This window comes from Streptomyces sp. NBC_01317 (assembly GCF_035961655.1).
Lineage (GTDB): Bacteria > Actinomycetota > Actinomycetes > Streptomycetales > Streptomycetaceae > Streptomyces.
This window is the reverse complement of the sequence record NZ_CP108393.1, coordinates 444,726-469,809: the sequence shown is the minus strand read 5'-3', so window position 1 is coordinate 469,809 and position 25,084 is coordinate 444,726. Positions and strand designations below refer to the sequence as shown.

Annotated in this window: 24 protein-coding genes and 1 riboswitch; of the genes, 18 read left to right on the top strand and 6 right to left on the bottom strand. The window is 71.8% G+C overall.

All coding sequences use genetic code 11. The features are described from left to right. Positions 1-38: 38 nt before the first annotated feature. From OG349_RS01990 to OG349_RS01980, 3 genes are all read left to right on the top strand, one after another. Complete coding sequence (locus tag OG349_RS01990; RefSeq protein ID WP_327232899.1) at positions 39-2,360, top strand: serine/threonine-protein kinase; 2,322 nt, start codon at positions 39-41, stop codon at positions 2,358-2,360. Between the two features lie 160 nt (positions 2,361-2,520). Continuing rightward, positions 2,521-3,669 carry a S1 family peptidase gene (locus OG349_RS01985; protein WP_327232898.1) on the top strand — a complete coding sequence of 383 codons (1,149 nt, stop codon included), beginning with the start codon at positions 2,521-2,523 and terminating at the stop codon, positions 3,667-3,669. Between the two features lie 119 nt (positions 3,670-3,788). Then, the gene (locus OG349_RS01980; protein ID WP_327232897.1) at positions 3,789-4,589 is read left to right on the top strand and encodes a DUF427 domain-containing protein; all 801 of its coding nucleotides are present in this window, start codon (positions 3,789-3,791) and stop codon (positions 4,587-4,589) included. 111 nt (positions 4,590-4,700) lie between these two features. Here OG349_RS01980 and OG349_RS01975 read toward each other — a convergent pair whose 3' ends face one another. Further along, entirely contained in the window at positions 4,701-5,912 is a 1,212-nt protein-coding gene (locus tag OG349_RS01975; RefSeq protein ID WP_327232896.1) for a S8 family peptidase, read from the bottom strand. Positions 5,913-6,465: 553 nt separating this feature from the next. Between OG349_RS01975 and OG349_RS01970 the strand changes: the two genes are divergently transcribed. Beyond that, the gene (locus OG349_RS01970) at positions 6,466-7,041 is read left to right on the top strand and encodes a winged helix-turn-helix domain-containing protein (protein ID WP_327232895.1); all 576 of its coding nucleotides are present in this window, start codon (positions 6,466-6,468) and stop codon (positions 7,039-7,041) included. Positions 7,042-7,071: 30 nt separating this feature from the next. Here the strand turns inward: OG349_RS01970 and OG349_RS01965 are convergent, their stop codons facing one another. Further along, positions 7,072-7,992 (bottom strand): LysR family transcriptional regulator, encoded by a 921-nt coding sequence (locus tag OG349_RS01965; protein ID WP_327232894.1) that lies wholly within the window; start codon positions 7,990-7,992, stop codon positions 7,072-7,074. Positions 7,993-8,131: 139 nt separating this feature from the next. Here OG349_RS01965 and OG349_RS01960 point away from each other — a divergent pair, with 139 nt between their 5' ends. The 3 genes from OG349_RS01960 (at position 8,132) to OG349_RS01950 (ending at position 10,890) form a co-directional block, all read left to right on the top strand. After that, positions 8,132-9,532, top strand: a complete 1,401-nt coding sequence (locus tag OG349_RS01960) for an FAD-binding oxidoreductase (RefSeq protein WP_327232893.1) — start codon at positions 8,132-8,134, stop codon at positions 9,530-9,532. Positions 9,533-9,769: 237 nt separating this feature from the next. Further along, the gene (locus OG349_RS01955; protein WP_327232892.1) at positions 9,770-10,327 is read left to right on the top strand and encodes a TetR/AcrR family transcriptional regulator; all 558 of its coding nucleotides are present in this window, start codon (positions 9,770-9,772) and stop codon (positions 10,325-10,327) included. Positions 10,328-10,500: 173 nt separating this feature from the next. Further along, on the top strand, positions 10,501-10,890 hold the full coding sequence (locus OG349_RS01950) for a PPOX class F420-dependent oxidoreductase (protein WP_327232891.1): 390 nt from the start codon (positions 10,501-10,503) through the stop codon (positions 10,888-10,890). 154 nt (positions 10,891-11,044) lie between these two features. On the opposite strand, the gene OG349_RS01945 is transcribed toward OG349_RS01950, so the two are convergent. Continuing rightward, entirely contained in the window at positions 11,045-12,607 is a 1,563-nt protein-coding gene (locus OG349_RS01945; protein ID WP_327232890.1) for a GMC family oxidoreductase, read from the bottom strand. A 434-nt stretch (positions 12,608-13,041) separates the two neighbouring features. Here OG349_RS01945 and OG349_RS01940 point away from each other — a divergent pair, with 434 nt between their 5' ends. The 4 genes from OG349_RS01940 (at position 13,042) to OG349_RS01925 (ending at position 15,337) form a co-directional block, all read left to right on the top strand. Beyond that, positions 13,042-13,425: a hypothetical protein gene (locus OG349_RS01940; RefSeq protein ID WP_327232889.1), complete on the top strand. Its 384-nt coding sequence runs from the start codon at positions 13,042-13,044 to the stop codon at positions 13,423-13,425. Between the two features lie 137 nt (positions 13,426-13,562). Beyond that, positions 13,563-14,369: a dioxygenase family protein gene (locus tag OG349_RS01935; protein ID WP_327232888.1), complete on the top strand. Its 807-nt coding sequence runs from the start codon at positions 13,563-13,565 to the stop codon at positions 14,367-14,369. 124 nt (positions 14,370-14,493) lie between these two features. Beyond that, positions 14,494-14,889 (top strand): (R)-mandelonitrile lyase, encoded by a 396-nt coding sequence (locus OG349_RS01930; RefSeq protein ID WP_327232887.1) that lies wholly within the window; start codon positions 14,494-14,496, stop codon positions 14,887-14,889. A gap of 286 nt (positions 14,890-15,175) precedes the next feature. Continuing rightward, positions 15,176-15,337 carry a hypothetical protein gene (locus OG349_RS01925; RefSeq protein ID WP_327232886.1) on the top strand — a complete coding sequence of 54 codons (162 nt, stop codon included), beginning with the start codon at positions 15,176-15,178 and terminating at the stop codon, positions 15,335-15,337. Positions 15,338-15,717: 380 nt separating this feature from the next. On the opposite strand, the gene OG349_RS01920 is transcribed toward OG349_RS01925, so the two are convergent. The 3 genes from OG349_RS01920 to OG349_RS01910 are packed head-to-tail and all read right to left on the bottom strand — an operon-like array spanning position 15,718 to position 17,494. Beyond that, positions 15,718-16,509, bottom strand: coding sequence for an AMP-binding protein (locus OG349_RS01920; RefSeq protein ID WP_327232885.1), 792 nt, complete (start codon positions 16,507-16,509; stop codon positions 15,718-15,720). Then, on the bottom strand, positions 16,506-16,883 hold the full coding sequence (locus OG349_RS01915; RefSeq protein WP_442806183.1) for a zinc-binding dehydrogenase: 378 nt from the start codon (positions 16,881-16,883) through the stop codon (positions 16,506-16,508). Before OG349_RS01915 ends, OG349_RS01920 begins: the two co-directional genes overlap by 4 nt. Further along, positions 16,799-17,494, bottom strand: coding sequence for an acyl-CoA dehydrogenase family protein (locus tag OG349_RS01910; protein ID WP_327232884.1), 696 nt, complete (start codon positions 17,492-17,494; stop codon positions 16,799-16,801). The genes OG349_RS01915 and OG349_RS01910 overlap by 85 nt, the downstream gene beginning before the upstream one ends. A 537-nt stretch (positions 17,495-18,031) precedes the next feature. Beyond that, positions 18,032-18,145, top strand: a riboswitch (SAM riboswitch). A gap of 33 nt (positions 18,146-18,178) precedes the next feature. On the opposite strand from OG349_RS01910, the gene OG349_RS01905 reads away from it, so the two are divergent. From OG349_RS01905 to OG349_RS01875, 7 genes are all read left to right on the top strand, one after another. Next, the gene (locus OG349_RS01905) at positions 18,179-18,337 is read left to right on the top strand and encodes a putative leader peptide (protein ID WP_327232883.1); all 159 of its coding nucleotides are present in this window, start codon (positions 18,179-18,181) and stop codon (positions 18,335-18,337) included. A 219-nt stretch (positions 18,338-18,556) separates the two neighbouring features. Next, the gene (locus OG349_RS01900) at positions 18,557-19,762 is read left to right on the top strand and encodes an LLM class flavin-dependent oxidoreductase (RefSeq protein WP_327232882.1); all 1,206 of its coding nucleotides are present in this window, start codon (positions 18,557-18,559) and stop codon (positions 19,760-19,762) included. A gap of 61 nt (positions 19,763-19,823) precedes the next feature. Next, complete coding sequence (locus OG349_RS01895; protein ID WP_327232881.1) at positions 19,824-21,218, top strand: NtaA/DmoA family FMN-dependent monooxygenase; 1,395 nt, start codon at positions 19,824-19,826, stop codon at positions 21,216-21,218. After that, on the top strand, positions 21,215-22,378 hold the full coding sequence (locus tag OG349_RS01890) for an LLM class flavin-dependent oxidoreductase (RefSeq protein ID WP_327232880.1): 1,164 nt from the start codon (positions 21,215-21,217) through the stop codon (positions 22,376-22,378). The genes OG349_RS01895 and OG349_RS01890 overlap by 4 nt, the downstream gene beginning before the upstream one ends. A 15-nt stretch (positions 22,379-22,393) precedes the next feature. After that, positions 22,394-23,530, top strand: a complete 1,137-nt coding sequence (locus OG349_RS01885) for an LLM class flavin-dependent oxidoreductase (protein WP_327232879.1) — start codon at positions 22,394-22,396, stop codon at positions 23,528-23,530. Continuing rightward, entirely contained in the window at positions 23,527-24,066 is a 540-nt protein-coding gene (locus OG349_RS01880) for a flavin reductase family protein (protein ID WP_327232878.1), read from the top strand. The genes OG349_RS01885 and OG349_RS01880 overlap by 4 nt, the downstream gene beginning before the upstream one ends. Beyond that, positions 24,063-24,893, top strand: coding sequence for a DUF1684 domain-containing protein (locus tag OG349_RS01875; protein ID WP_327232877.1), 831 nt, complete (start codon positions 24,063-24,065; stop codon positions 24,891-24,893). The genes OG349_RS01880 and OG349_RS01875 overlap by 4 nt, the downstream gene beginning before the upstream one ends. Positions 24,894-25,084 lie beyond the last annotated feature (191 nt).

The following is a 25,084-nucleotide window of genomic DNA, read 5'->3' as shown; positions in this document are numbered from 1 at the left end:
CAGCGACGCCGCGGTGGGTGGGGGAAGGACGTGGGCGGGTGCCGCTGAGCGCGGTGGATCCGGAGTCGGTCGGCGGCTACCGGCTGCTGGACCGGCTCGGCTCCGGGGGCATGGGCGTGGTTTATTTGGCGAGTTCGGCCTCCGGCATGCGGGTGGCGGTCAAGGTGGTCCATGCCCAATTGGCCGGGGACGACGAGTTCAGGACCCGGTTCAAGCAGGAGGTGGCCGCCGCCAGACGGGTCAGCGGCGCGTTCACCGCGTCGGTGGTGGACGCCGATCCCGATGCCGTACAGCCCTGGATGGCCACGCTCTACATGCCGGGGCCCACCCTGTCGCACCGGGTGGGCGGGGAAGGCCCGCTGCCGCCCGGGGAGTTACGGCGGCTGGCCCTGGGGCTGGTGGAGGCGCTCGACGACATCCACCGCGCCGACGTGGTGCACCGCGACCTCAAACCGGCGAACGTGCTGATGGCACGGGACGGGCCCCGGGTCATCGACTTCGGCATCTCCCGGGCGGCCGACCACCAGTCGTACACCACCACCGGACGGGTCCTGGGCACACCGCCGTTCATGTCGCCGGAGCAGCTGAACCGCCCCCGTGAGGTGACCGCCGCCTCGGATGTCTTCTCGCTCGGCGCGCTGCTCATGTACGCGGCCACCGGGCGGGGGCCCTTCGACGACGAGAACCCGTACCTCACGATGTACCGGGTGGTGCACGAACAGCCCCTCCTGGACGGTGTGGCGCAGCCGCTGCGCCGGATCGTGGAACGGTGCCTGGCGAAGGAGCCGGCGGGGCGGCCGGGCCTGGGCGAACTGGCCAAGATGCTGGAGGAGTTGCCCGAGGACGGCGAGTGGGACGTGCCGGCCGAACCGGTCCCCGCGGCGGGCGACATCGCCCGGGCCACGGTCGACCCCAGGCCCGCAGCCGACCCCGCGCCGACGGCCGACCCGACGCCGACGACCGACCCCCCGCCGACGGCCGGTCCGACGCCGACGACCGGTCCGGCTTCCACGGCCAACCCCACAGCCATGACCGACCCGACGCCCACAACCGACTCCACCCCGACGGTCGGCCCGGCCCCCGCGGCCGGCGCCGAATCGCGGCCGGGCCGGTCCTTCCGGCGCCGCGTCTCGCTCGCCGCCGCGGCCGCGTTCACCGTGGCCGGCCTCGGCGCCGGGGCGGCGCTGCTGACCAACGGCTCCGGGGACGACCCGGCACCGGCCGGTGGCCGCCCGGCGCCCCCGGCGACCTCCGTCCCCTCGCTCCTGCAGGAGGCGGCTCTGCCCGCGGGATGGAAACCGTGGTACCTGACGCTGCCGAGCTCGAACGGGAACGGCCCCTTCGCCGCCGTCGAGGGCTGCCGGGCGTACGAACTCGCCGTCTACTGCTGGGGGGACGGCTTCTCCGCGGCCCGCGTCGACGCCGCCTCGGGAAAGGTCGTCTGGCGGGTCCCGTACACGGACGTGGGGACGCCGAGCGCGATCGACGTACGCTCCGGCCAGGTGCTGGTGGTCGGTCCGGCTTCGGGGGACGGGCTGCGGGCTGACCTGGTCGTCCTGGACAGGGAGTCCGGGAAACCCCTCTGGACGAAGCGGGTGGCCAACCACCCGGCGGTGTTCTTCGGTGGCGCGGTGCTGTTCCGCGACTCCTTCTCCGGCGGTGCGCTGGTGGCGCGCGACGCCGCGACCGGTGAGCGGCGGTGGTCGACGCCGTTGCCCGAGGGGGCGGAGTGTGTGCCGCTCGTGTCCGGCGCCGTACCGTACGCCGTGTGCACGACGGATCCCGACGGCCGGCGGACGACGCTGCTGCGGCTCGACCCCGAGAAGGGCACGCCGGAGGAGGTGGCCCAGGTGAAGGGAGCTGTCCACGCGCTCGGGATCGTGGGCGGCGCGCTTCACGTCCTCGTGCCGGACGGCGGGCCGGGGATGTCGTACTCCGCGCTCGTGAAGGTCGATGTCCGTACGGGCGACCGGCGGACGGTCGAGCTGGCCTCGCGCCCGGACGGCAGGCCCTCGGCGGTGGGCGGCCTTGTGGTGTTCGTCCAGCAGACCGGGCGGGTCACGGCGGTCGATCCGGACACCGGCGACCGGGTGTGGAGCCGGGAGACCGGCGTGGACCTGCTGGGGCCGCCCATGGCGTCGGAGCGGGAGGGCGCGCTCTACCTGTCCAGCTACAGCGGGCGGTTGGTCGCCCTCGACCTGCGGACGGGCGCCAAACGGTGGCAGACGGCCGCGATGGGGACGAGCACCTCGGGGATGCAGGAGGGGGTGGCCCCGATGCGGACGGGCGGTGCGATCGTGACGCTGGCGAACGGGTCCCTGCGCTCGGTCGACCCGCTGCGCCCGCACGCCGGGGAGTGAGCGGAGCGGAGTGAGGACCGGGGGAGTCCGACGGGAGTCCGGTGCTTGGCATGGACCTGCCCATGAACCTCCGTTAGGCTCCGGCTGGCACGCCTGAGAGCGCTCTCAGGCGCCTGCTGTTCCACCCCCACGTCACTGGAACACAGAAGGGCCACTTCCCTTGAGACGCAGCACAGTCATACGTACCGGCCTGTCCGCACTCCTCCTGGTCGGCGCCTTGTCCACGGCCGGGTTCGCCCCGGCCACCGCCGCCCCCGCGGCCACCGCCGCCGAGGCACCGGCCTCCGCGGGTCTGCTCACCGCCCTCCAGAAAGACCTCGGGCTGACGAAGGAACAGGCCACGGCCCGCCTCGCCGCCGAGAAGACGGCGACAGCGGTCGACACGAAGGCACAGCGCGTGGCGGGATCCTCCTACGGAGGCTCCTGGTTCGACCCCGCCAGCGGCACCCTGACCGTCGCCCTCGCCGGTGACGAGAAGGCCGCCGCCGTACGGGCCACCGGTGCGGCCGTCCAACTGGTGCGCCACAGCGAGCGCCAGCTCGACGCGGCGAAGAAGCGGATCGACAAGCTCACCGCGCCGGCCGGCGTCAGCAGCTGGCAGGTCGACCCCAGGACCAACCAGGTCGTGGTCAACGTGGTCGCGGAGCGCAAGGACGACAACGATGTCCGCGCCTTCGTCGCCAAGGCACTCAAGACCGGGCCCGTCACGGTCGCCGAGACCACCGAGGCGCCGCGTACGACCGCCGCGGGCACGGTGGGCGGCGACCCGTACTACACGGGCAACGTGCGCTGTTCCATCGGCTTCTCGGTGTACGGCGGGTTCGTGACCGCGGGTCACTGCGGGGGCACGGGCGCCGCGGTCTACGGCTGGGACCGCTCGTACATCGGCAACTTCCAGGGATCGACCTTCCCCGGCAACGACTACGCCTGGGTGAACGTCGGCAGCGGCTGGTGGACCGTCCCGGTCGTCCTCGGCTGGGGCACGGTCTCCGACCAGCTGGTCCGCGGCTCCAACGAGGCGCCCGTCGGCGCGTCGATCTGCCGCTCGGGTTCCACGACGCACTGGCGCTGCGGTGTCATCCAGGGCAAGAACATCACCGTCAACTACAGCCAGGGCGCGGTGTACGCGATGACCGGGACGAGCGTCTGCGTCGAGGGCGGTGACTCGGGAGGCTCGTACATCAGCGGCGACCAGGCCCAGGGCATCACCTCGGGCGGTTCGGGCAACTGCACCTCCGGTGGCCAGTCGTTCTACCAGCCGATCAATCCGGTGCTGAGCCGGTACGGCTTGACGCTGCACACGGCCTGACGGTCAAGGCCCGCTCGCCCCATCCGCCCGGCTCCCCGGCGGGTGGGGCGAGTGCCGGCCGGTCTGTGGGCGGCCGGGCCTGGATGCGGGCGGGCAGGCGCCGGTGGACAATGGGGATCATGACGGAACCAGTGCCGAACCAGCCCAGAATGATCACACCGGCGGGCCACGTCGAGCCGGTTCCCCGCCGCATCCGAGGCTTTCTCGGCGGACGCGCGGTGGTGGACACCCTGCGGGCGCGGTACGTGTGGGAGTGGCCCGGCTATCCGCAGTACTCGGTCCCGGTCGACGACCTGATCGACTGCGAGCTGGTGGACGAGGACCGCGTCCTCAAGCTGGCCCCCGGACCCGCGCGGCGTCAGGCGCTGAAGGCGGCGGACACCGTCGTGCCCGACGCGGGGTGGCTGTGGGCGGAGGGGGCGTCCGAGGGCCTGGAGGGGACGGTCAGGTTCCGGTGGGAGACGCTCGACGCGTGGTACGAGGAGGACGAGCAGGTCTTTGTCCACCCGAGGAGCCCGTACACCCGCGTGGACGCCCTGCGCTCCGGCCGTGAGATCCGTGTCGAACTCGACGGGGTCGTCCTGGCGGAGGCGGACTCCTCGGTCATGGTGTTCGAGACGGGCCTGCCCACGCGGTACTACCTCGACCGTCTGAACGTCGACTTCACGCTCCTGCTGCCCACGGACACGGTGACCGCCTGCCCGTACAAGGGGAGGACCAGCGGCTACTGGTCGGTCGAGACGCCCGCCGGTGTCCACGACGACCTGGTGTGGGCGTACGACTTCCCGACCCGTCAGCTCTCGCCGATCGCCGGGCTGGTCGCCTTCTACAACGAGCGGGTCGACCTGTTCCTGGACGGCGAACTCCAGCCCCGGCCGCCCACGGTGACGCGCGTGACGCACGAGGCGGCCCAGGGGTAGAGGCGCGGAAGTGGCGCCGGCGGGCCGCCGGGAAGTGCCGACGCCCGGCCCCCGCGCGGAAGTCCCGCCGCCCGGATGCCGGGCGGCGGGACTCGCGGGTGTGCGCCGGTGTTACGGGACGAGCCGGAGGAGCTTGTTCGGCGAGCCGGTGCCTATGCCGGTCAGGACGTTGGACGTCGCGCCGTTCACCAGGGCGGCGGCCACGGTCGCCGGGGAGGCGCCGGGGTGGTTCGTGAGATAGATGGCGGCCGCGCCCGCGACGTGCGGGGCGGCGAACGACGTGCCGTCGCCGGTGTAGGTCGCGGTGTCGGAGCTGTTCCAGCCCGCCGTGATGGCCGAGCCCGGGGCGAAGATGTCCACGGTCGCGCCGTAGTTGGAGTAGGAGGCCTTCGCGTCCGTCCTGGTCGTGGCGCCGACGGTGAGGGCGGTGGGCACGCGGGCGGGGGAGTAGTTGGCCGCCGGGGCACCGGAGTTGCCCGCCGCGATGGAGTAAGTCACCCCCGAGGCGATCGAGTTCTTCACCGCGTTGTCGAGCGTCGTGCTGGCGCCGCCGCCGAGCGAGACGTTCGCGACGGAGGACGCCACGTGGTTGGCGGTGATCCAGTCCACGCCCGCGATGACGCCGGCGGTGGTGCCGGAGCCGTCGTTGCCGAGGACCCGGACCGCGACGATCTTCGCCTTCTTCGCGACGCCGTAGGTGGTGCCCGCGACGGTGGTGGCGACGTGCGTGCCGTGACCGTAACCGTCCTGCGCGGTGGCGTCGTTGTCGACGAAGTCGTAGCCGTAGGAGGCGCGGCCCGCGATCTGCTGGTGGGTGATGCGCACCCCGGTGTCCAGGACGTAGACGGTGGTGTTGCCGCCCGCCGAGTCCGGGTAGGTGTACGTGCCGTTCAGCGGGAGGTTCGCCTGGTCGATGCGGTCCAGGCCCCAGGGGGCGTTGGTCTGCGTGGCCGTGGCGTAGACCTTCTGGTCCTGCTCGACCGACTCGACGGCGGGGTCAGCCGCCAGGCGCGCGGCCTCGGTGCTGCTGAGGGAGGCGGCGTAGCCGTTGAGCGCGGAGGTGTACGTACGCTTCACCTTGCCGCCGTACCCGGCGATGAGCTGCTTGCCCTCGGTGGCCTTGGCCGAGAAGCCGGCCGTCGTCCTGAGCGTGACGATGTAGCTGCCGCTGACGGCGTCGGCGGAGCCGGCGTGCAGGACTCTGCCTTCCGCCGGGGCGGCCTGGGCCGGCAGCGCGGTGCCGGCTCCGATGATCGCGGCCACGGTCGCCGCGGTGGCGATCGCGGTGGCGAAGCGCCGCTTGTTCGTACGTACTGCTGCCATGGGGGGTGTCCTTCGCGTCAGTGGCGCGGGGTGGTGTGCGCGCCTCAAGTGGGGTGCGGCGTACGGGAGTCGGACGCCGCCCAGTGACGATGCACCGGCCCGTTCCGGCGGGACAACCGTTTCCGGGAGATGTCATGGCCCCGACACGGGACGTTACGTTCTGTCTGCATGCCGTCACGATCCGGCAATCCGGCGTAGCGTTTCGATGATCGTCCCGTTACAAGTCACCCGGGGGCCCCGGTAGTTGACGGGACAACTCCCGACAGGCGGCGGTTGGCGCGAAGGCGCCGACCGCCGTCCGGGGCACTCTGCTTGAATGGAGGCATGGCTCGCCCCCAGCACGCGCTCACGGGTCGCAAAGACCTTGAGGGCTTCTGGCCGTCCCGCCGCGAGCACAACTTCGACGAGGTGTGTTGTCGCGTCACTCGCGCGTCGGCCCTCCGGGACCTGGCTTAGAAAGACGGTCCAGGGTCCCCCTCGCTCCCGGAGCGCGGGGCCGGGCGCGCGCACGGTGTACGTCCCCGACGACCTCCCCCGCGCGAAAGAGCCCCCCATGCCGAACCGCCCGCCGTACTGCCCTGCCACCACACCCTCGCCGTCGGCCGACGAGGTGCCCGGCCCGCACCCGCTGCCGCCCGGCACGATATGGCTGCCCGCCCCCTCGCACACGCTGCCCACGCCCGCGCCGGGCCGGCCCGCCGTGCAGGGGTACTTGGTGCTCGTACCGGCCGGTGAACAGCGCGGGCAGGACACCGCGCCGGGACCGGCGACCGGACAACCGCCGGGCCCCGGTGCCGAGGCGCCCGCCGAGGACAGCGCCGGTGACCGCGCAGGGCCCGTACGGATCGATGTCTCGCGCCGCACCGCGGAGGTGGGTGGCCGCCGCCTCGACCTCACGTACCTGGAGTTCGAACTGCTCGCCCACCTCGTGGCGCATCCCCACCGGGTCCACACCCGCGACCAGTTGGTCGCGGCGGTCTGGCCCCACGCCCGGATCCGCGACGGCCGGACGGTCGACGTGCACATCGCGCGCGTACGGCGGAAACTGGGCGCGGACCAGCGCGGAGCCGTCCAGACCGTGCGCAGCGTCGGGTACAAGTACGTCCCCGACTGGGCCGGGCCGACGTGAGCGCACGCGTCCCTCGGGCATGACGGTACGTCAGGTCACACTGCCGCCGGTCGCGGGACTCAGCGACGGGGCCGCCGACGGCGGCACCGGATGGGGTACGTCCAGCTCGACCAGGAGGCTCCGCACGGCCTCCACCGCGTGCATCACCATCGCCGGGTCGGCGCCCGGCCGGGCGTGGGCGCTCATCCGGATCGCCGGAGCCTGCGGGAGGCCCTTGTACTCGACCAGGCCGTCCGGGGCCCGGCCCGCCGTGGCCAGCAGCGCCACCCCGAGCCCGGCCCGCGCGGCGTCCAGCACCCCCGCCAGGTAGCCCGCGTCGCAGACGACCGACGCGGCGGTCCCGCGCGCGGCCAGCACGTCCAGCGCCCGGCGGCGGATCGCGCACGGCGCCTCGACCGCCACCAGCGGCAGCGGCGCCGGGGCCGTCGGCGGGGTCCACCCCGGGGCGGCGTACCAGGTCAGGGGCAGCCCGCCGACCTGCATGCCCTCGGTGGAGGTCGCCTCCGTCACGTACACCGCCAGATCGACCGACCTGCGGTCGACGGCCTCGACCAGCCGCGCCGAGCGGTCGATACGGAACCTGACCCGGCAGCGCGGGTGCGTCCGGTGGACGGCCGCCGTGATCCGGGGAAGGATCTGGTCGGCCGCGTGCTCGGTGGAGCCGATCACGATCGTGGCGGGTTCGGAACCGAGCAGCCGGCGCGCGGCCTCGTCGTGGACGCCGAGAATCCGGCGCGCCTCTTCGAGGAGGAGATTGCCCGCCTCGGTGAACCGCGTGGCCCGGCCCGCCCGTTCGACCACCGGACGGCCCAGTGTCTTCTCCAGCCGCCGTACGTGCTGGCTGACGGCGGACTGGCTGAGCGCGAGCGCCTCGGCGGCGCGGTGGAACCCGCCCCGGTCCGCGACCGCGACCAGACTGCGCAGCGCGACGATGTCAAAGACGGGACCCATGGGCGCACGCTAGCACCAACCAATAAGCATCCGTGATCACTTGTGATCGCAGTTCCTTGTTGGACGTGTGTGGCGAGGTCGGCCATCCTGAGCGCATGCCGCACACACCTGAGCACCTGCCGCACACCACGGCCGGACCGTGAACAGCCCCGCGCAGTCGGTCGAGCAGGCGGCGGCGGGAGCGCGGCTGCTCGGGCTGCTCGCCAGGGACCTGCCGCCCGACCGGCTGACCAGTGCCCCCCTCGACGTCGCGCCCTACGCCACCGACCGGTCCGGCGCCCCCGCGGGCGGCGAGCCGCTGGCCGTCGTGCACGCCCGGCGCACCGACGACGTGACCACCACCCTCCGGCACGCCGACGCGCTGCGGGTGCCCGTCGTGCCGCGCGGCGCGGGGACGGGCCTGTCCGGCGGCGCGACCGCGGGCGAGGGCAGTCTGATCCTCGACCTGTCCCGGATGAACCGCATCCTCGAACTGTCCCCGGACGACCAACTCGCCGTGGTGGAACCGGGTGTGATCACCGCCGACCTCGACCGGGCCGCCGCCGCGCACGGACTGCGCTACGCGCCCGACCCGGCCAGCGCCGCGATCTCCACGGTCGGCGGCGACATCGCCACCAACGCGGGGGGGCTGCGCTGCGCCAAGTACGGGGTCACCCGGGACAGTGTGCTGGGCCTGGAGGCCGTCCTGGCCGACGGTACGGTCGTACGGACCGGCCGGCGCACCGTCAAAGGCGTGACGGGGTACGACCTGACGGCGCTGCTCACCGGTTCCGAGGGGACCCTCGCCGTCATCACCGCCGCGACCGTACGCCTGCGGCCGGTCCCCGTCGACACCGCCACCCTCGCGGCCTCCTTCGACACCTTCGACGCCGCCGCCGACGCCGCGAGCGCGATCACCGCGGCCGGTATCGAGCCCGCGATGGCGGAGCTGCTGGACGGGCCCGTGCTCGCCGCGATCGACGCGGCCGAGGGGACGGCCCTGCGCGAGCGGGGGGCGGCCCTGCTCATCGTGCAGTGCGACGGCGCGGGCGCGCGGGCCGAAGCGGAACGGGTCGTGACCGTACTGAAAGGGCGTGCCGCGTCGGTCACGGTGGCCGCCGACGAGGCGGAGGCGGGCGCCCTGCTCGCCGCCCGCCGGCTGGCCCTGCCCGCGCTCGAACGCCTCGGCCGCCCGCTGATCGAGGACATCGCCGTGCCCCGCTCCCGGCTCGCCGAGGCGGTGCGTGCCATCGAGGAGATCTCCACGCGGCGCGGTGTCCCGGTGTTCACCCTCGCGCACGCCGCCGACGGCAACCTGCACCCCATCATCGTGGTGGACCCCGCCCTGCCCGAACTGCCGGAAGCGGCCTGGGAGACGGCCGGCGACATCTTCGCCGTCGCGCTGAAACTCGGCGGGACCCTCACCGGCGAACACGGGGTGGGGCTGCTCAAACGACAGTGGATCGCCGAGGAGTTGGGCGCCGACAACCACGCCCTGCAACGCCGCGTCAAGGCCGCGTTCGACCCGTACCACACACTGAATCCCGGCAAGGCGGTCTGAACCCCGGGCCGCCCGCGGGCCGGGTGGCCGGACCGCTTTCGACGTGCTGAATTCCCTGAGCGCCGAGTGCTTCGACGAGTGGGTGCCCGACGATGTGCGCGAGAGGTCGAGGAACGACGCACCGGTGGAGTCCACCGTGCGAGGCGCCGGGATCCCCGGCCGTCGCCGGTAACGGTACGCGCGCGTAAATCGTTCCGTATGAGCGCGTTCGTACTGAACGCTTAGTATGCTGAGTTCATGACTCCTCACCAGCGCCGCGACATGCGGGCCGACATTCTCGACGAAGCACGGAAGCTGTTCGGGACCAAGGGCTACACCGTGACCTCGATCGCCGACCTGGCCGAGGCCCTGGGCGTCACCAAGGGCGCGCTCTACTACCACTTCAAGTCCAAGGAGGCGATCCTCTCCGCCCTGGTCGCGGAGCCGGCCGCCGAGATCGCGGTCATCGCGAAGGACGCGGCGGGCCGGCCGGCGCGGGAGTTGCTCGGCGCCCTGATCGACCTCCAGGCCCAGCACCCGGCCGCCTACATGGCCCTGCAGTCCGGGGATGTCTCCGTACTCCAGGAACACTCCCAGCGTCACGACTTCGCCGGGAAGACGGAACTGATCATCATGGCCGTCGCCGGGCCGGACCCCTCACCCATGCACCTCATCCGCGCCCGCATGGCCGTCGCCGCCGTCAAGGAAGGCACCACGGCCGCACTCGCGGCAGGCCACGGCAAGCTGACCGATCAGACGCGGCTGGACCTGCTGGAGGCCGCCATGGCCACGCTCGACGCGGGCGGCGAGTCCTGAGGGTTCGTGGTGGCGAGCCTACTGAACGACTGGTATGTTGAATCCTCGACGACCGGTCCGCATCCCCGCGCCCGGCTCCCCGACATCCCTGGGACCACGGTGAACAGAACGACTTCCGACCTCACCCCGAAGACCGCCCCCGGCACCTCCCTTCCACCGCGGGGCGTGACGTCGTGACCACCGATCCAGCGGCCCTCGAACGACTCTCATCGGGCAAGTACCTGCTCGTCACCACCTTCCGCCGGGACGGCAGGCGAATACCGACCCCCGTGTGGGTCATCCGCGACGGCGACGCGCTCGGCATCTGGACCGTCACCGACTCCGGCAAGGCCAAGCGGATCCGCAACCGGTCCGACGTCGTCGTCGGCCCGTGCGACGTACGCGGCAACCCCACAGGCGAGCAGGTCCCCGCCCGGGCCGTCCTCCTCGACGCCTCGCAGACCAAGCGCTATCGCGGCCTTGTGGGACGCAAGTACGGCCTGCCCGGCCGCCTCACCCTCCTCGGCAGCCGACTGCGACGCGGGAGGGACGGAAGTGTCGGCATCCGGATCACCCTCGGCTGAGGGGCTCCGGCGGGCGGCCGTAGTGCACGAGTGTGGTCGGCACGACGGTGCGCCGGTACGGGACGCCGCGCCCGGTACGTGCCGATCCCCCGGCCGTACGCGCGAGGAGCAACCGGCCCGCCTCACGCGGAGTTCCGGCTCCGCGAGGCGCTGGTCACCAGTCAAGGCCCTGCGACCGGCGCCGATCTTGGTTCCGTACGCGTATTTCGCTGTCGGGTGAGGTTCCGGTCATCAGGTCCGCGGCTTTCTCGGCTATCGCGAGGACGGTCGCGTTGGTGTTGGCCTCCGGCAGCGTCGGCATGATCGAGGCATCGACCACCCGCAGGCCCTCGATCCCCCTTACGCGCAGGTTTTCGTCGGTCACCGCGGCGGCGTCGGTGCCCATCCGGCACGTGCCCCCGGTGTGGCAGTACGAGATGACCGCCTCGCGCAGGTAGGCATGCAGGTCGTCGTCGCTCCGCAGCGCCGGGCCGGGGAGCACCTCGTGGTCGCGCCAGGGACCGAGTGCCTTCGAACCGCCTGCCCGGCGTGCCTGGCGCAGACCGGCGGTCATGCGGTCGACGTCCCGTCGGTCCGTGAGGAAGCCGGGATCGATGGCGGGCGCGACGTCCGGGGCTCCCGAGAGGAGCGTGACGGACCCGCGGCTGTACGGCGACAGCAGGCCGACGCCCATGGTGTAGCCACTGGCCAGGCCGGGCGGTGCCAGCGGCACGTCCATGAAGAAGAGGTGCAGGTCCGGCCGGGGCACGTCCTCGCTGCTGCGCACGGCGGCGAAGACATCGATGTGATTGCTGTCGCCGGGGGTCAGGTCCGCCGCATAGGTCGCCACCCCCACGGGGTGGTCGGACAGATTGGTGCCGACTCCGGGAACATCCCGGACGACCTCGATGCCGTGCGCGCGGAGCATGTCCGCGGGTCCCACCCCGGACAGTTGCAGGAGGTGCGGCGAGCCGACGGCTCCGGCGCTCAGTACCACCTCGCGGCCGGCCCGCGCCTCGGACTCGACCCCGCCCCTGACGTAACGGACACCCGTGCACCGATCGCCCGAGAAGGTCAGCCGTACCACCAGGGTGTCGGTGGCCACGGTGAGGTTGGGGCGGCCGGCGGCCGGCGTCAGGTACGCGTCGGCAGCGGACTGCCGGACCCCGTCGGCCGCGGTCAGCTCCGTCCAGGTGACGCCCTCGGGGTGGGCGCCGTTGAGATCGTCCGACGCGGGGATGCCGAGGTCCCGGAACGCGTCGAAGGCCGCCCGGGACGCGGGATGGGGGGCGTCGACGGGCCTGGGGCGCACGGGCCCCTCGGTTCCCCGGTAGGCGGGGTCGAGTCCCTCGGTGTTCTCACTGCGCCGGAAGTACGGCAGCAGATCGGCGGATCCCCAGCCGCGGACCTCCCACGCGTCGAGCGCCGCGGGATGGCCGCGTACATGCATCATCGCGTTGATGGCGCTGGAGCCTCCCAGCACCTTGCCGCGCGGGTAGACGATCTCCCTGTTGTTCAGCCCCGTCTGCGCGACGGTCCGGAATCCCCAGTCCACCTCACCGCCCCACAGGGTGAACCACGCGCCAGGAACCGCCATCGCCGGGGGGCCTTCGGCCTGCCCCGCCTCGATCAGCAGCACCTGGACGTCCGGGTCCCGCGACAGACGCGCCGCCAGCACCGAACCCGCCGTACCGGCCCCCACCACCACATAGTCGAAATCCTGCGCTGTTTCAGTCATGAGCACATCCCTCAACAACTTGCCAGGTTTTCCTCTTGACGTTCCGTCACTTACAGCTCGAACAAACACTCGATGTGATTGTGTGGCATCCGGCCGGAGGCGGAGAACCGCAACCGCCCAAGGAAAGAGCGCGCCATTCGCGGGAGCGGTATGGATCTCGGCGCTGGAACCGGTCGCGCCGGCTCGGGTGGATCACCCCGGCGTCGGTGCGATGCCCTCGGCCGCCTTCGGACCCTGTCATCGACAAATCCGACAAAACGACCTCAGTACCAACGTACCAGCCGTTCAGTAGGCACGCCAGGCCGACGCCGGCGAGGGGGTCCGGATATTCGCATACCAATCGTTCAGTACGGCGTTGACATACTGAACGATTGGTATGTACGTTGGTCGTGCGGTCCAGGGGATCGGCCCCTGCAAGCCGAGGAGGAACGAAAATGACTCACGAGCAGACGTGGGACGTGGTGCGCCGCTACCACGAGGCGTGGACCACGACCAAGGACTTCGACGCGGCCTCGCGACTGCTCGCGGAACGCCTTGAGACGGATCTTCCCGTCAACACGTACGTGGACAAGCGGGAGTTCGTGAAGGCCATCCGCGGCTTCGGCGAAAGCGTGTCGAGCGTCCGGCTCCTGTCGGCGTGCACCGGCCCCCTTCCGGGTGAGGCGCTGATGATCTACGACCTGGTGCTCGACCCGATCGGGACCCTGCGGATCGCCGAGCAGTTCAAGGTCGCCGAGGGCCGGATCACCTTCATCCGTCAGGTCCACGACACGGCGACCATGCGCGCGGCCGGGTTCGCACCAGCCCTGCCGCTGTGACCGACCCCGCTGCCGGAGAGCCGCGACGGCGGCGCCGACAACGATCAACGGCGATCCGGTCGGCGTACGGCGGAATCCGCCGTCCGGTCACCACCGAAGCCGACCAGCAACGTCAAGAAGGAGATGAAGGCAGAACAATGCCCGAATACAGCGAGCGCGTCGCCGAGGTATCGGCCGAGCTTCTCCAGGCGATACGAGGCGTCCTGCTCCGGCAGAAGGTCCAGTACGACGAGTACTCGGCCGCGGTCCTGTGGATCCGTGATCTCGTCGACGCCCGCGAAGTGCCGATGTTCATCGACAACCACTTCGAGGCGACCGTCGAGCAGGCCACGTACGACGGCCTGCCCGGCTCGCAGGGAACGGTCGAGGGCCCGTACTACGTCGAAAACGCGCCGCTGCTGACGGAGAAGCCGTACGTCATGCCCATGCGCGACGACGAGCCGGGTGACGCGATGGTACTCAGCGGCCAGGTCCTCGACCTCGACGGCAAGCCCGTTCCCGGCGCCCTCGTCGACATGTGGCACGCCGGCAACGACGGCACCTACTCAAGCTTCGTCGGCGACGCTCCTCCGCTGAATCTCCGGTGCAAGATCATCACGGACGACGAGGGCCGCTTCCGGATCAGGACGATCAGGCCCCAGCCGTACCAGATTCCCACCGGCGGCCCCACAGGACGCTTCCTGGCCATGATCGGCCGCCACGCGTGGAGGCCCGCGCACTTCCACCTCAAGGTCTCGGCCGAGGGCCACGACCTGGTGACGACGCAGCTCTACTTCCGCGGCGGGGACTGGCTCGAAGGCGACGGCGACGTATCGGGAGCCGTCAAGGAAAACCTGAAGATCGACGTGACTCCGAGCGAGGACAAGGACGTGGCGGCGGCGTACTCGCTGAGCACCCCGTTCAACTCGTGCGAGTACACCTTCCACCTGCGTCCGGCGACCTGACGATGTGTCACGGGAAGGAGAAGCACACCGTGTCGCTTCGCTGCCGGCCGAGCGGGAGCGCAAAGTGTCGCAGACGACAGTCCGTCCTCGCTCCGAGGACGAACACTCACACAGGAGGACGAAGATGAACATCGTAAGGAACGGATTCGAAACGATGGCCGGCCCCGCCGAAGGGTTCACCGGGGACGTCTACATCGACGTGATCAGCAAGCCGCTGCCGCCTTCCCGGATCATGGGCGGAGTCGTCCACTTCACGCCCGGGGCCCACACGGCATGGCACAGCCACCCTCTCGGCCAGACGATCTACGTCACCGAGGGAGTCGGCCTCGTCCAGCGCGAGGGAGGACCGGTCGAGGAGATCCGGCCGGGCGACCGCGTCTCCATCGAGCCGGGTGAGAATCACTGGCACGGCGCCACCCCCGGGTGCTTCCACACCCAGATCGCCTACCAGGCCGCCGACGAGACCGGAAATCACACCACTTGGGGCTCCCACCTCGCCGAGGACGAGTACCCCAGGTAGATCCCACAGCGGCGCCTTTCCCGTCTTTCTGGCATGGAGATCATCGCGGCCGACCACCGGCTCCCGCCAGAGGACCACAGCCGACGCGCGAGGGCCGCCGGGCGAATCGTCCGGCGCCCCCCGTCCGGCGCCCCCCGTCCGGCACCCAAGGTGCGGCCGAGGCCGTACGGAGCGGGGTTGACACCGTCCGCGGCTCGCACCCAGCCCAACCATCACCGGCTGACCGACCACGCCCCACAACTCCACCACCCCACTGGAGAGCACACCATGGGCCACGAGTTCGTGGGTGTCGACGAGCACACCCGCGTCCCGCAGCGCGCGGCCGTCCGCCTCGACCACCAGCACCAGCCGCTCGGCCGCGCCGTCGTCCACGGAGAACGCCGCCGCGCAGTTCGGTTGCAGGGCAGGGCCCGCGCTCTCCGCCGAGACCTCGATGTCCTGCGGGTAGTAGTTGCGGCCCTTGCGGATGATCACGTCCTTCAGCCGGCCGGTCACGAACAGCTCGTTGTCGTGCAGGAACCTGAGGTCGCCGGTGCGCAGCCAGGTCCCCACCTCCTCCTCACCCGCGAGGCGGGCCCCGAAGGTGCGCAGGCTTTCTTCGGGCCGCCCGTGGTAACCGTCCGCCACGCAGGGGCCGTTGACCCAGATCTCGCCGACCGTGTCCTCAGGGAGCCCGGCCAGGGTCTCGGGATCGGCGATACGGACCGTGGTCGTACCGACGGTCGTTCCGCTGCCGGCGACGGGGACGCCCCGGGGCCCCTCCGCCGGTACGACCCGGCCCTCCCGCAGCGCGTCGGAGGAGACCGCAGCAGCGTGGGGTCGCGGTCCTCACAGCTCCCCGTGGCCTTGAGGGTGTTCTCCGCCAGCCCGTAGCCGGGGGACATCGCCCTCGCTCGGAACCCGGCCGGGGCGTACGTCTCGGTGAAGGCGCGGACCGTGTCCCACCGGACCGGCTCCGCCCCGTTGGCCGCCACCCGCAGCGAGGACCGGTCGGGCCCGTCCGGCAAGCCGTTGTCGGCCGCGTCCCGGACGCACATTTCGTACGCGAAGCTGGGCGCGGCGGTGTGACTGCCCCGGAACCGGGAGATCGCCTCCAGCCGGCGCCCCGGCCGGCGGCGCGTGCGGCGCCTCGGTGTCCACCAGGGTCGGCCCGGCCAACTCCCGTGTGTCGCCGAAGTCCTCCAGGCCGCGCGTGACCGCTGTGGTGGTGAGGACGGTGGACGTGCCCGCGTCGTCGGCGATGCGCCGCAGCCGCTCCAGGCCCCGCCGCCTGCTCGGTACCTGTACGGGAGCGCCCGCGACGCCCGCGTACATGCAGGCGAGCAGGGTCGAGACGAACTCCAGTCCGGACGGGTAGAGCAGCACGGCGGAGCCGCCGCCGAGCCCGGCCGCGTCCAGCGCGGACGCCCGCTCCCGTGCGGCGAGGTCGAGTTGACCGTACGTCAGGCTATCGTCCGGGTGCTCCCCGTTGCGCAGGAAGACATAGGCGAGTTCGTCCGGCTGCGTCCTGCCACGCAGGCGCAGGACCTCGGGCAGGCTGGGCAGCGCGGTGGTCGCGGGGTCCAAGGGTGCCGGGGCCAGGGTGGTGGTCCCGCCCGGCAGGGCGCTCACGGCGCTCATCCGACGAGCGCCGGCTGCGGGGACGACCTCAGCGGACCCAGCTGCTCCTCGCCGATCCTGGCGCGGAATTGATGGTCCGTCACCCCGAAGCCCGGTTCCGGCGCCAGGGCGAGGACACCGACCTTGCCGGTGTGGCTGTTGGTCTGCACGAGGCGGGCCGCCTCACCGACCTCCGACAGCGGGAACACGTCGGACAGTACGGGCGAGACACTGCCGAGCTTCAGCAGCCGCATCATCTCCGCCGCCTCGTGCAGGTTCATGCCGTGACTGCCGACGACGCGCTTGAGGTTCATCCAGAAATAGCAGTTGTCGAAGGAGTGGTCGTACCCCGTGCTCGATCCGCAGGTGACGACCGTGCCCCCCCGGCGGGCCACGATGACCGAGATCCCGAAGGTGGCCCTGCCCTGCTCGCCGAACTGCTGGGCTCACAGCCCGAAACACCGGCGACGCCCGCTCTCGCCGTGGCCGACCGACCGGGGCTGGGACAACGAGGGCCTGTTCGACGCCGCCGCGCGGTGGTCGCGGGCAGGCCGCCCCGGGTGGACGACCCCATCTCGGGCTCTGCGCGGGCGTGGTTGAGCAGGGTCGGACGCAGGGCGGACTCTTCCAGCACCCGGGCGTACAGCTCCTCGGGCCACGGGCTCCGGGTCTGGAGGAGATGGGGGACGATGGTCATCCCGGCGATCAGCGCGGTGGACGGATCGCCCCGGCCGAGCGCCAGCAGGATCTTCGTCACGTCGGTGGAACTCACCCCGGACCCGCCGTACTTCGTGTCCGCCCCGGCGGTCGACAGCCCCGCCTCGTGCACCAGTTGGAGCGGAGCGTGCGGGAAGGACCCGGTGCGGTCGTACTCGGCCGCGGTCGCCGCGAGGGACGCGCTCACCTCGTCCAGCCGGCCGAGATCGGCACGTAACAGCCGGTTCCCGGTGGCGGCGGGTCTCGTGAGTCCCCCCACCGGGACGGGGAGGGAAGAAGCGGTGACCATGGGCGTGTCCTCGCGTCTGGGTGGCTGTCCGGACACCGTCGGTGAGCGGCGGTGGGCGGGCTGAGGGCGCGACCGGGGCGCCGGCCGGACGGAACCGGGCACGGCCCGGTCGGCCGCCGGCCGTGGGGAGGCGGAAGGGAGCGTCAGGAGAAGAGGGTGTTCGTGTGCTGTCCCGCGCCGCTCACCGGAGGCCCGGTGGCGGGGACGTGCTCATCGGCTCAACGACAGCCGGTCGACTTGACCTTGCCGAAGTCCACGACTCGGCACTGAGTCAGACGGGGCGTCAGATGACGGTCGAGTCCGTGGCGGCATGCGAGGGCGCAAGCCGGGTACCGGCCGTACTCCGTCGCGATCGCTGGCCTGAACATGGCACTGAGCATGCAGGACGAGGGCACTCTGCGTCCAATGCCGAATACTGATCGAGATCGATCGTGAGCGCTTATCGGTCGCGCGCCGACCGGTACGGGCCCGGGGGACGGTCTGTGGTCATCGAGTGGGGATTGTGCCGGACACCGATGCGGAGTTACCGTTCACGCAGGTTATGAGTGTCAGCGACAAGCCCTGGTTGGCTGACCGGCAACCCTCCTGACGCGGCGGGGTGCTCCAGGTGACGACCCGGCGGAGCCGAAGACGGCAGCGCAAGCGCGAGAGCTCGGACCGGTACGACCGGTCGAGGCGGAGGTGATGGCAGTGCGAGGACGGAACGGCACGCGCACGGCCTTCGCCGTCAGGAGCCACCCCCGCGCCGTCGGCATGTTCTCCCGGCGCCACATCGATCTCCAGCGTGTCGCCGGCGCCCTGTGTCCGGCGTACGTGAACGCCGCGCCGCGGCACACCCCGTAGCGGCACCTCCTCCGCCGCACGGCCCCGACGTACAGCGCCCTCCGACGCACGTCCGCCGACTTCCGCCCGGGACACGACCCGGAAACGGAAGGCACTCGGCATGTCCAGGAGATCTCCCGGTCCAGGAGAACTCCGCGCCCACGTGATGTTCGAGTCCACGCGATGTTCGAGTCCACATTGTCGAGTCCACGAGATTTCCGAGCGGGAAGCGATACCGCCATGCCTTCAGCACCTTCACCCCTCCATCTGGCCGTCGCCCTCGACGCCGCGGGCTGGCATCCCGCGGCCTGGCGCGAGCCGGGGGCCCGGCCCCGCGAGCTGTTCACCGCGCGGTACTGGACCGACCTGGTGACCGAGGCCGAGCGGGGCCTGCTGGACTTCGTGACCATCGAGGACTCCCTGAGCCTCCAGTCCTCGTCCTTCACCGGGCCCGACGGCCGCACCGATCAGGTGCGGGGCCGGCTCGACGCGGTGCTCGTCGCCGCCCGGGTCGCGCCGCTGACCCGGCACATCGGACTGGTCCCCACCGCCGTCGTCACCCACACCGAGCCGTTCCACGTCTCCAAGGCCGTCGCCACCCTCGACTACGTGAGCACCGGCCGGGCCGGCGTCCAGGTCAAGGTGTCGGGACGCGCCGACGAGGCCCCGCACTTCGGCCGCAGGCCGGCCGTCCCACTGCGCGTCGACGAGCTGGACTCGCCCGCAGGGCTGGCCCTGCTCAAGGAGCTGTTCGACGAGGCGGGCGACTACGTCGAAGTGCTGCGCAGGCTCTGGGACAGCTGGGAGGACGACGCCGAGATCCGCGACGCCGCCACCGGCCGCTTCATCGACCGCGACAAGCTCCACTACATCGACTTCACAGGGGAGCGGTTCAGCGTCAAGGGGCCCTCCATCACCCCGCGCCCGCCGCAGGGACAGCCGGTCGTCGCCGCGCTCGCCCACCGTGCGGAACCGTTCCGCCTCGTCGCCACCTCGGCCGACGTCGGCTTCGTCACGCCGCGCGACACCGAGGACACCCGGGCGATCCTGACCGAGATCCGCGACGCGCAGGCCACCGCCGGCCGTGACGGCGAGACGGTCCACGTCTTCGGCGACCTGGTGGTCTTCCTCGACGACGATCCCGCGGCCGCCGCCGACCGCCGGGCACGCCTGGAGGAGCGCGCGGGCGCCCCGTACACCAGTGACGCCCGGGTCTTCACCGGTACGCCCGCCGAGCTGGCCGACCTGCTCCTCGAAGGCCGGGAGGCCGGTCTGACCGGCTTCCGCCTGCGGCCCGCCGCCCTGCCCCACGACCTGGAGCGGATCACCCGGGGCCTGGTGCCGGAACTCCAGCGGCGCGGTGCCTTCCGTACCGCCTACGAGGCGGCCACCCTGCGCGGCCTGCTCGGTCTGCCCCGCCCCGCGAACCGGTACGCCGCGCTCTGAGCGTGCCCCGGCCTCGCCCGCTCCGAAGAGAGCTCCGAAGACACGTAAGGACGCACCCCGCATGAGCAAGCCCGTCAAGCAGATCCACCTCGCCGCCCACTTCCCCGGCGTGAACAACAGCACGGTGTGGAGCGACCCCGCCGCAGGCAGCCAGATCGACTTCAGCTCCTTCGCGCACCTCGCCAGGACGGCGGAGCGCGCCAAGTTCGACTTCCTCTTCCTGGCGGAGGGGCTGCGGCTGCGCGAGCAGAACGGGGAGATCTACGACCTCGACGTCGTCGGCCGTCCCGACACCTTCACCGTCCTGACCGCGCTGGCCGCCGTCACCGAGAAGCTCGGACTCGCCGGGACGATCAACTCCACCTTCAACGAACCGTACGAAGTGGCCCGGCAGTTCGCCACGCTCGACCACCTGTCCGCGGGCCGGGCCGCCTGGAACGTCGTCACCTCCTGGGACGAGTTCACCGGGCAGAACTTCCGGCGCGGCGGCTTCCTGGCCCAGGAGGACCGCTACCTGCGCGCCCGGCAGTTCCTCGCCGCGACCTGGGAGCTGTTCGACTCCTGGCGCGGCGACGAGATCACGGCCGACCAGGACGCCGGGATCTTCCTCACCGATCCGGCGCCCGGCCGGTTCGACCACCACGTCGACCAGTTCGACATCAGCGGCCACTTCAACGTGCCCCGCAGCCCCCAGGGCCGCCCCGTCATCTTCCAGGCGGGCGACTCCGAGGAGGGCAGGGAGTTCGCGGCCTCGGGCGCGGACGCCATCTTCACCCGCCACGGCACCCTGGAGGACGGCCAGGCGTTCTACACCGACGTCAAGCGGCGCCTCGCCCGGTACGGCCGCACCCACGACGAGCTGAAGATCCTGCCCGGCGTCAGCTTCGTGCTCGGGGACACCGACGCGGACGCCAGGGAGAAGGCGGACGTCATCCGCCACCAGCAGGTCAGCGGCCCCACCGCGATCAAACTGCTCGAACAGCTCTGGAACCGCGACCTCGGCTCGTACGACCCCGACGGACCGCTGCCCACCGTCGACCCGCTCGTCGGCGAGAACACCGTCGCCCGTGGCAGGGCCTCCGTACGGATGCACCGCGACCCGGTGGCCACCGCCGCCCGGTGGCGGGCCCTGGCCGAGGAGAAGGACCTGTCGATCCGTGAGCTGATCATCGCGGTGACCGGACGGCAGTCCTTCATCGGCTCCCCGGCGACCGTCGCGGAAGCGCTCAACCACTTCGTCCAGTCCGACGCCAGCGACGGATTCATCCTCACCCCGCACCTGACCCCCGGCGGTCTGGACGACTTCGCCGACACCGTCGTACCGCTGCTCCAGGAGAGGGGCGTCTTCCGCCGCGAGTACGAAGGCGACACCCTCCGCGAGCACTTGGGGCTCGGCGCGGCCGGCGCGGTGCGGTCCGACCCGGCCGGAGCCGCCAACAGGAAGGCCGCGTCATGAAGTTCCTCGCCATCACCCTGATCGTGCACGCGCCCGACCCGGTCACCGGTGTCAGGAAATCGACCCACGACCGTTTCCGGGAGGTGATCGACAACGTCCTGCTGGCCGAGGAGTTGGGCTTCGACGGCTTCGGCGTGGGCGAGCGCCACGAGCGCCCCTTCATCTCCTCGTCACCGCCGGTCGTGCTGAGCCATCTCGCCGCCCTCACCCGCCGCATCCGGCTGTTCACGGCGGTGACCACCCTGAGCCTGCTCGACCCGGTCCGGGCGTACGAGGACTACGCCACGCTCGACCACCTGTCCGACGGGCGCCTGGAACTGATCATCGGCAAGGGCAACGGAGCCGCCCAGCGCGAGCTGTACCACGTCACCGCCGAGGACCAGTGGGAGCGCAACGCCGAGTCGTACGAACTGTTCCGGCAGATCTGGCGCAACGACAAGGTCACCGCCTCGCCCGCGTTCCGTGGTGAGCTGAAGGACGCCGAGGTCTGGCCCCGGCCGTACCAGCGGCCCGTCCGCGTCTGGCACGGCAGCGCGACCAGCAAGGAGTCGGTGGACCTGGCCGCCCGCTACGGCGACCCGCTGTTCTCCGCCAACGTGACCAACCCGATCGAACCGTACGCCGAACTGGTCCGCCACTACCGCGAGCGGTGGGAGCACTACGGCCACGACCCGGCGCTCGCCACCGTCGGCGCGGGCTCCGCCGGGTTCTACACGGCCCGTACCTCGCAGGAGGCGGTGGCGGCCTACCGGCCCGTCTTCGAGGGGCAGTTGGCGTTCCAGAAGCGGCTCGGACTCGAACCGGTCTTCCCCACCCTGGAGGACTTCGTCGCCCGCAGCTCCGCCCTCATCGGCAGCCCGCAGCAGGTGATCGAGAAGGTGCACCGCTACCACGAACAGTTCGGCCACAGCGTGCTGCACCTCCAGGCCGACGCCTCGGGACTCACGCCCGCCCGACACCGGGCGAGCCTGGAGCTGTTCCAGGCCGAGATCGCCCCCACCCTGCGCCGGGACCTCCCCGATCCGCCCTGGACGTGGGGACCGGTCGCGCCCGCCGACGGGACGGCGGACGACGCCCGTTCCGCCGGATCCCCGGCCCGTACGGACGACCCCTTCACCCGTACGGACGACACCGCCGCGCCCGCACGCACCCCGCGCTGACAAGGAGCGATCATCATGGCCCCCCACCGCACACCCCTGGCGGTCCTGGACCTCGTCCCGATCTCCTCCGGGTCCACCGCGGCCCAGGCGCTGCGCAACAGCGTCGACCTGGCCCAGCACGCCGAACGCCTGGGCTACGCCCGGTACTGGTTCGCCGAGCACCATCTCAACCCCGGGGTCGCGGGCACCTCCCCGGCCGTCGTCCTTGCCCTCACCGCCGCCGCGACCTCCACCATCCGGCTCGGATCAGGCGCCGTCCAGCTGGGACACCGCACCGCCCTGTCCACCGTCGAGGAGTTCGGCCTCCTCGACACCGTGTACCCGGGCCGGTTCGACCTCGGCCTCGGCCGTTCGGGCGGCAGAGGAGCCCTCCCCGCCAAGGACGCCCCACCGGTCGCGTCGACCCCCGTCGTCGACGGCCGCACCCCGAACGGGCTGCGGATCCCGGCCCCGTTCTCCTTCGAACACCTGCTGCGCTCCCCGCTCTTCGCCCTGCACAAGAAGCTGCTCCAGCAGCCGGGCGCCGAATCCCAGCCGTACGACGAGCAGATAGCGGACATCCTCGCCCTGCTCGGCGGCACGTACGCGACCGGCGAGGGCGTCGAGGCCCACGTCGTGCCCGGCGAGGGCGCCGACCTCCAGGTCTGGATCCTCGGTACGAGCGCGGGCATCAGCGCTCAGGTCGCGGGCGCCAACGGCCTGCGGTTCGCGGCGAATTACCACGTCAGCCCGTCCAGTGTGCTGGAGGCCGCCGAGGGGTACCGGGCGGCGTTCAAGCCCTCCGCCGAGCTGGACCGGCCCTACGTCGGTGTCTCCGCCGACGTCGTCGTCGCCGAGGACGAGGCCACGGCCCGGGAACGGGCCACCGGCTACGGCCTGTGGGTGCGCGGCATCCGCAGCGGGGAGGGCGCCATCCCGTTCCCGACGCCCGAGGAGGCCAGGGCCCACGTCTGGTCCGACGCGGACAGGACCCTGGTCGCCGACCGTCTCGAAACCCAGTTCGTCGGTTCGCCGGAACAGGTCGCCGACCAGCTGGAGATCCTCCGGGACGCCACCGGCGCCGACGAGCTGATCGTCACCACCATCACCCACGACCACGCGGACCGGGTCCGCAGCTACGAGCTGCTGGCCGGCGAATGGAACCGACGATGAGCGCCAGCCGCGCACAATGCCTCGAAAAGAGGACCGAACGCCACAGCCTGCACCCGACCGATCTGCGGAAGGTCTTCGGCACCTTCCCCACCGGGGTCACGGCCGTCGCGGCGCTCGTGGACGGGCGGCCGGTGGGCCTCGCCGCCAGCTCCTTCACGTCCGTGTCCCTCGACCCGCCGCTGATCTCGGTGTGCGTCGCCCACAGCTCGACCACCTGGCCCGTGCTGCGCGACCGGGCGCGGCTCGGGGTCTCCGTGCTCGGCGCCCACCAGGAACGGGCCTGCCGGCGGCTCGCCGCCCGCGAGGGCGACCGGTTCGCCGGCCTCGACTGGCGCGCCACGCGCGACGGCGCGGTGCTGATCGAGGACACGAGCGCGTGGTTCGACTGCACCGTGGAGCGGCACATCGAAGCCGGTGACCACGACATCGTCCTGCTGCGGATCCATGAGCTGGACGCCGACCACGGGGTCCCCCCGCTGGTCTTCCATGCCGGAGGTTTCCGGCGCCTCGAAGAGAACGTGAGGGAATCCCTGTGACGGTCCAGGACATCGACCGGGTCGACCGGGCGGGCTTCGCCGAGGAATGGCGGCAGTGGCGTGACGCCCATGAGCGGGTGCTCGCCGATCCGCACGGCTTTCTCGCGGTCACCAGCCTGCGCTGGCTGGACGCCGAGCCGGCCCGGTTCCCCGACGCGCCGGGCGCGTGGTCCAGTACGGCGGACGGTGTACGGGTGGAGCTGGACGAGGGGGAGGAGCTGACCGTCGACGGTACGGCCGTGCGCGGCACGTACAGCTTCGGGATCCTCGCCGAGCGCGCCAGCGTGTACGCCGGGGCGGGCGACGCGGTGATCGAGGTCGCCAAGCGCGGCGGCCACGACATCGTGCGCCCCCGCCATCCCGACAACGCACTGCTCACCGCCCACGTCCCCGCTCCCGCGTACGAGCCCGACCCGCGCTGGGTCCGTACGGGACGCTACGTACCGTACGAGACACCGCGCGCGGTGACGGTGGGCGCGGCCGTCGAAGGGCTCCAGCACGTGTACGACGCCCCGGGCCAGGTCGAGTTCGAGCTGGACGGCGGGACACACCGGCTGACCGCGTTCAACGGCCGTGATCCCGGCAGCCTGTTGGTGCTCTTCACCGACGCCACGTCCGGCGTCACGACGTACGCGGCGAACCGTACGGTCTCCGTCGCGGCCCCCGACGCCGAGGGCGGGGTGCGCATCGACTTCAACCGGGCGACCAACCTGCCCTGCGCGTACACCGACCTGGCCACGTGCCCGCTCCCCCCGGCGGAGAACCGCCTGCCGGTCGCGGTCGAGGCCGGCGAGAAGATCCCCCACGAACGGCTCGGGGGACAGTAGAGCACCGGCTCGCGGATGCCTGATGGACGGCCTCACCCCTCACGCGGGGGTGAGGCCGTCCATCACCAGCGAGAAGAGATGCTCGTGGCGGGCGGCGGGGGACGGCGCCGTCGTATACAAGTCCGTGCGCACGGCCCGGTCCTGAGTGGAACCGGCCAGTCCTGTCAGACCCCTGGCGTGGTATCGGTGAC

Excerpts from the sequence above, each read along its gene's own strand:
- OG349_RS01920 (WP_327232885.1), bottom strand. The coding sequence starts at position 16,509 with ATGAGCGCCGTGAGCGCCCTGCCGGGCGGGACCACCACCCTGGCCCCG.
- OG349_RS01890 (WP_327232880.1), top strand. The coding sequence starts at position 21,215 with ATGAAGTTCCTCGCCATCACCCTGATCGTGCACGCGCCCGACCCGGTC.
- OG349_RS01945 (WP_327232890.1), bottom strand. The coding sequence starts at position 12,607 with ATGACTGAAACAGCGCAGGATTTCGACTATGTGGTGGTGGGGGCCGGT.
- OG349_RS01930 (WP_327232887.1), top strand. The coding sequence starts at position 14,494 with ATGAACATCGTAAGGAACGGATTCGAAACGATGGCCGGCCCCGCCGAA.
- OG349_RS01975 (WP_327232896.1), bottom strand. The coding sequence starts at position 5,912 with ATGGCAGCAGTACGTACGAACAAGCGGCGCTTCGCCACCGCGATCGCC.
- OG349_RS01955 (WP_327232892.1), top strand. The coding sequence starts at position 9,770 with ATGACTCCTCACCAGCGCCGCGACATGCGGGCCGACATTCTCGACGAA.
- OG349_RS01940 (WP_327232889.1), top strand. The coding sequence starts at position 13,042 with ATGACTCACGAGCAGACGTGGGACGTGGTGCGCCGCTACCACGAGGCG.
- OG349_RS01885 (WP_327232879.1), top strand. The coding sequence starts at position 22,394 with ATGGCCCCCCACCGCACACCCCTGGCGGTCCTGGACCTCGTCCCGATC.
- OG349_RS01900 (WP_327232882.1), top strand. The coding sequence starts at position 18,557 with ATGCCTTCAGCACCTTCACCCCTCCATCTGGCCGTCGCCCTCGACGCC.
- OG349_RS01970 (WP_327232895.1), top strand. The coding sequence starts at position 6,466 with ATGCCGAACCGCCCGCCGTACTGCCCTGCCACCACACCCTCGCCGTCG.
- OG349_RS01905 (WP_327232883.1), top strand. The coding sequence starts at position 18,179 with ATGGCAGTGCGAGGACGGAACGGCACGCGCACGGCCTTCGCCGTCAGG.
- OG349_RS01880 (WP_327232878.1), top strand. The coding sequence starts at position 23,527 with ATGAGCGCCAGCCGCGCACAATGCCTCGAAAAGAGGACCGAACGCCAC.
- OG349_RS01935 (WP_327232888.1), top strand. The coding sequence starts at position 13,563 with ATGCCCGAATACAGCGAGCGCGTCGCCGAGGTATCGGCCGAGCTTCTC.
- OG349_RS01910 (WP_327232884.1), bottom strand. The coding sequence starts at position 17,494 with ATGGTCACCGCTTCTTCCCTCCCCGTCCCGGTGGGGGGACTCACGAGA.
- OG349_RS01965 (WP_327232894.1), bottom strand. The coding sequence starts at position 7,992 with ATGGGTCCCGTCTTTGACATCGTCGCGCTGCGCAGTCTGGTCGCGGTC.
- OG349_RS01895 (WP_327232881.1), top strand. The coding sequence starts at position 19,824 with ATGAGCAAGCCCGTCAAGCAGATCCACCTCGCCGCCCACTTCCCCGGC.
- OG349_RS01980 (WP_327232897.1), top strand. The coding sequence starts at position 3,789 with ATGACGGAACCAGTGCCGAACCAGCCCAGAATGATCACACCGGCGGGC.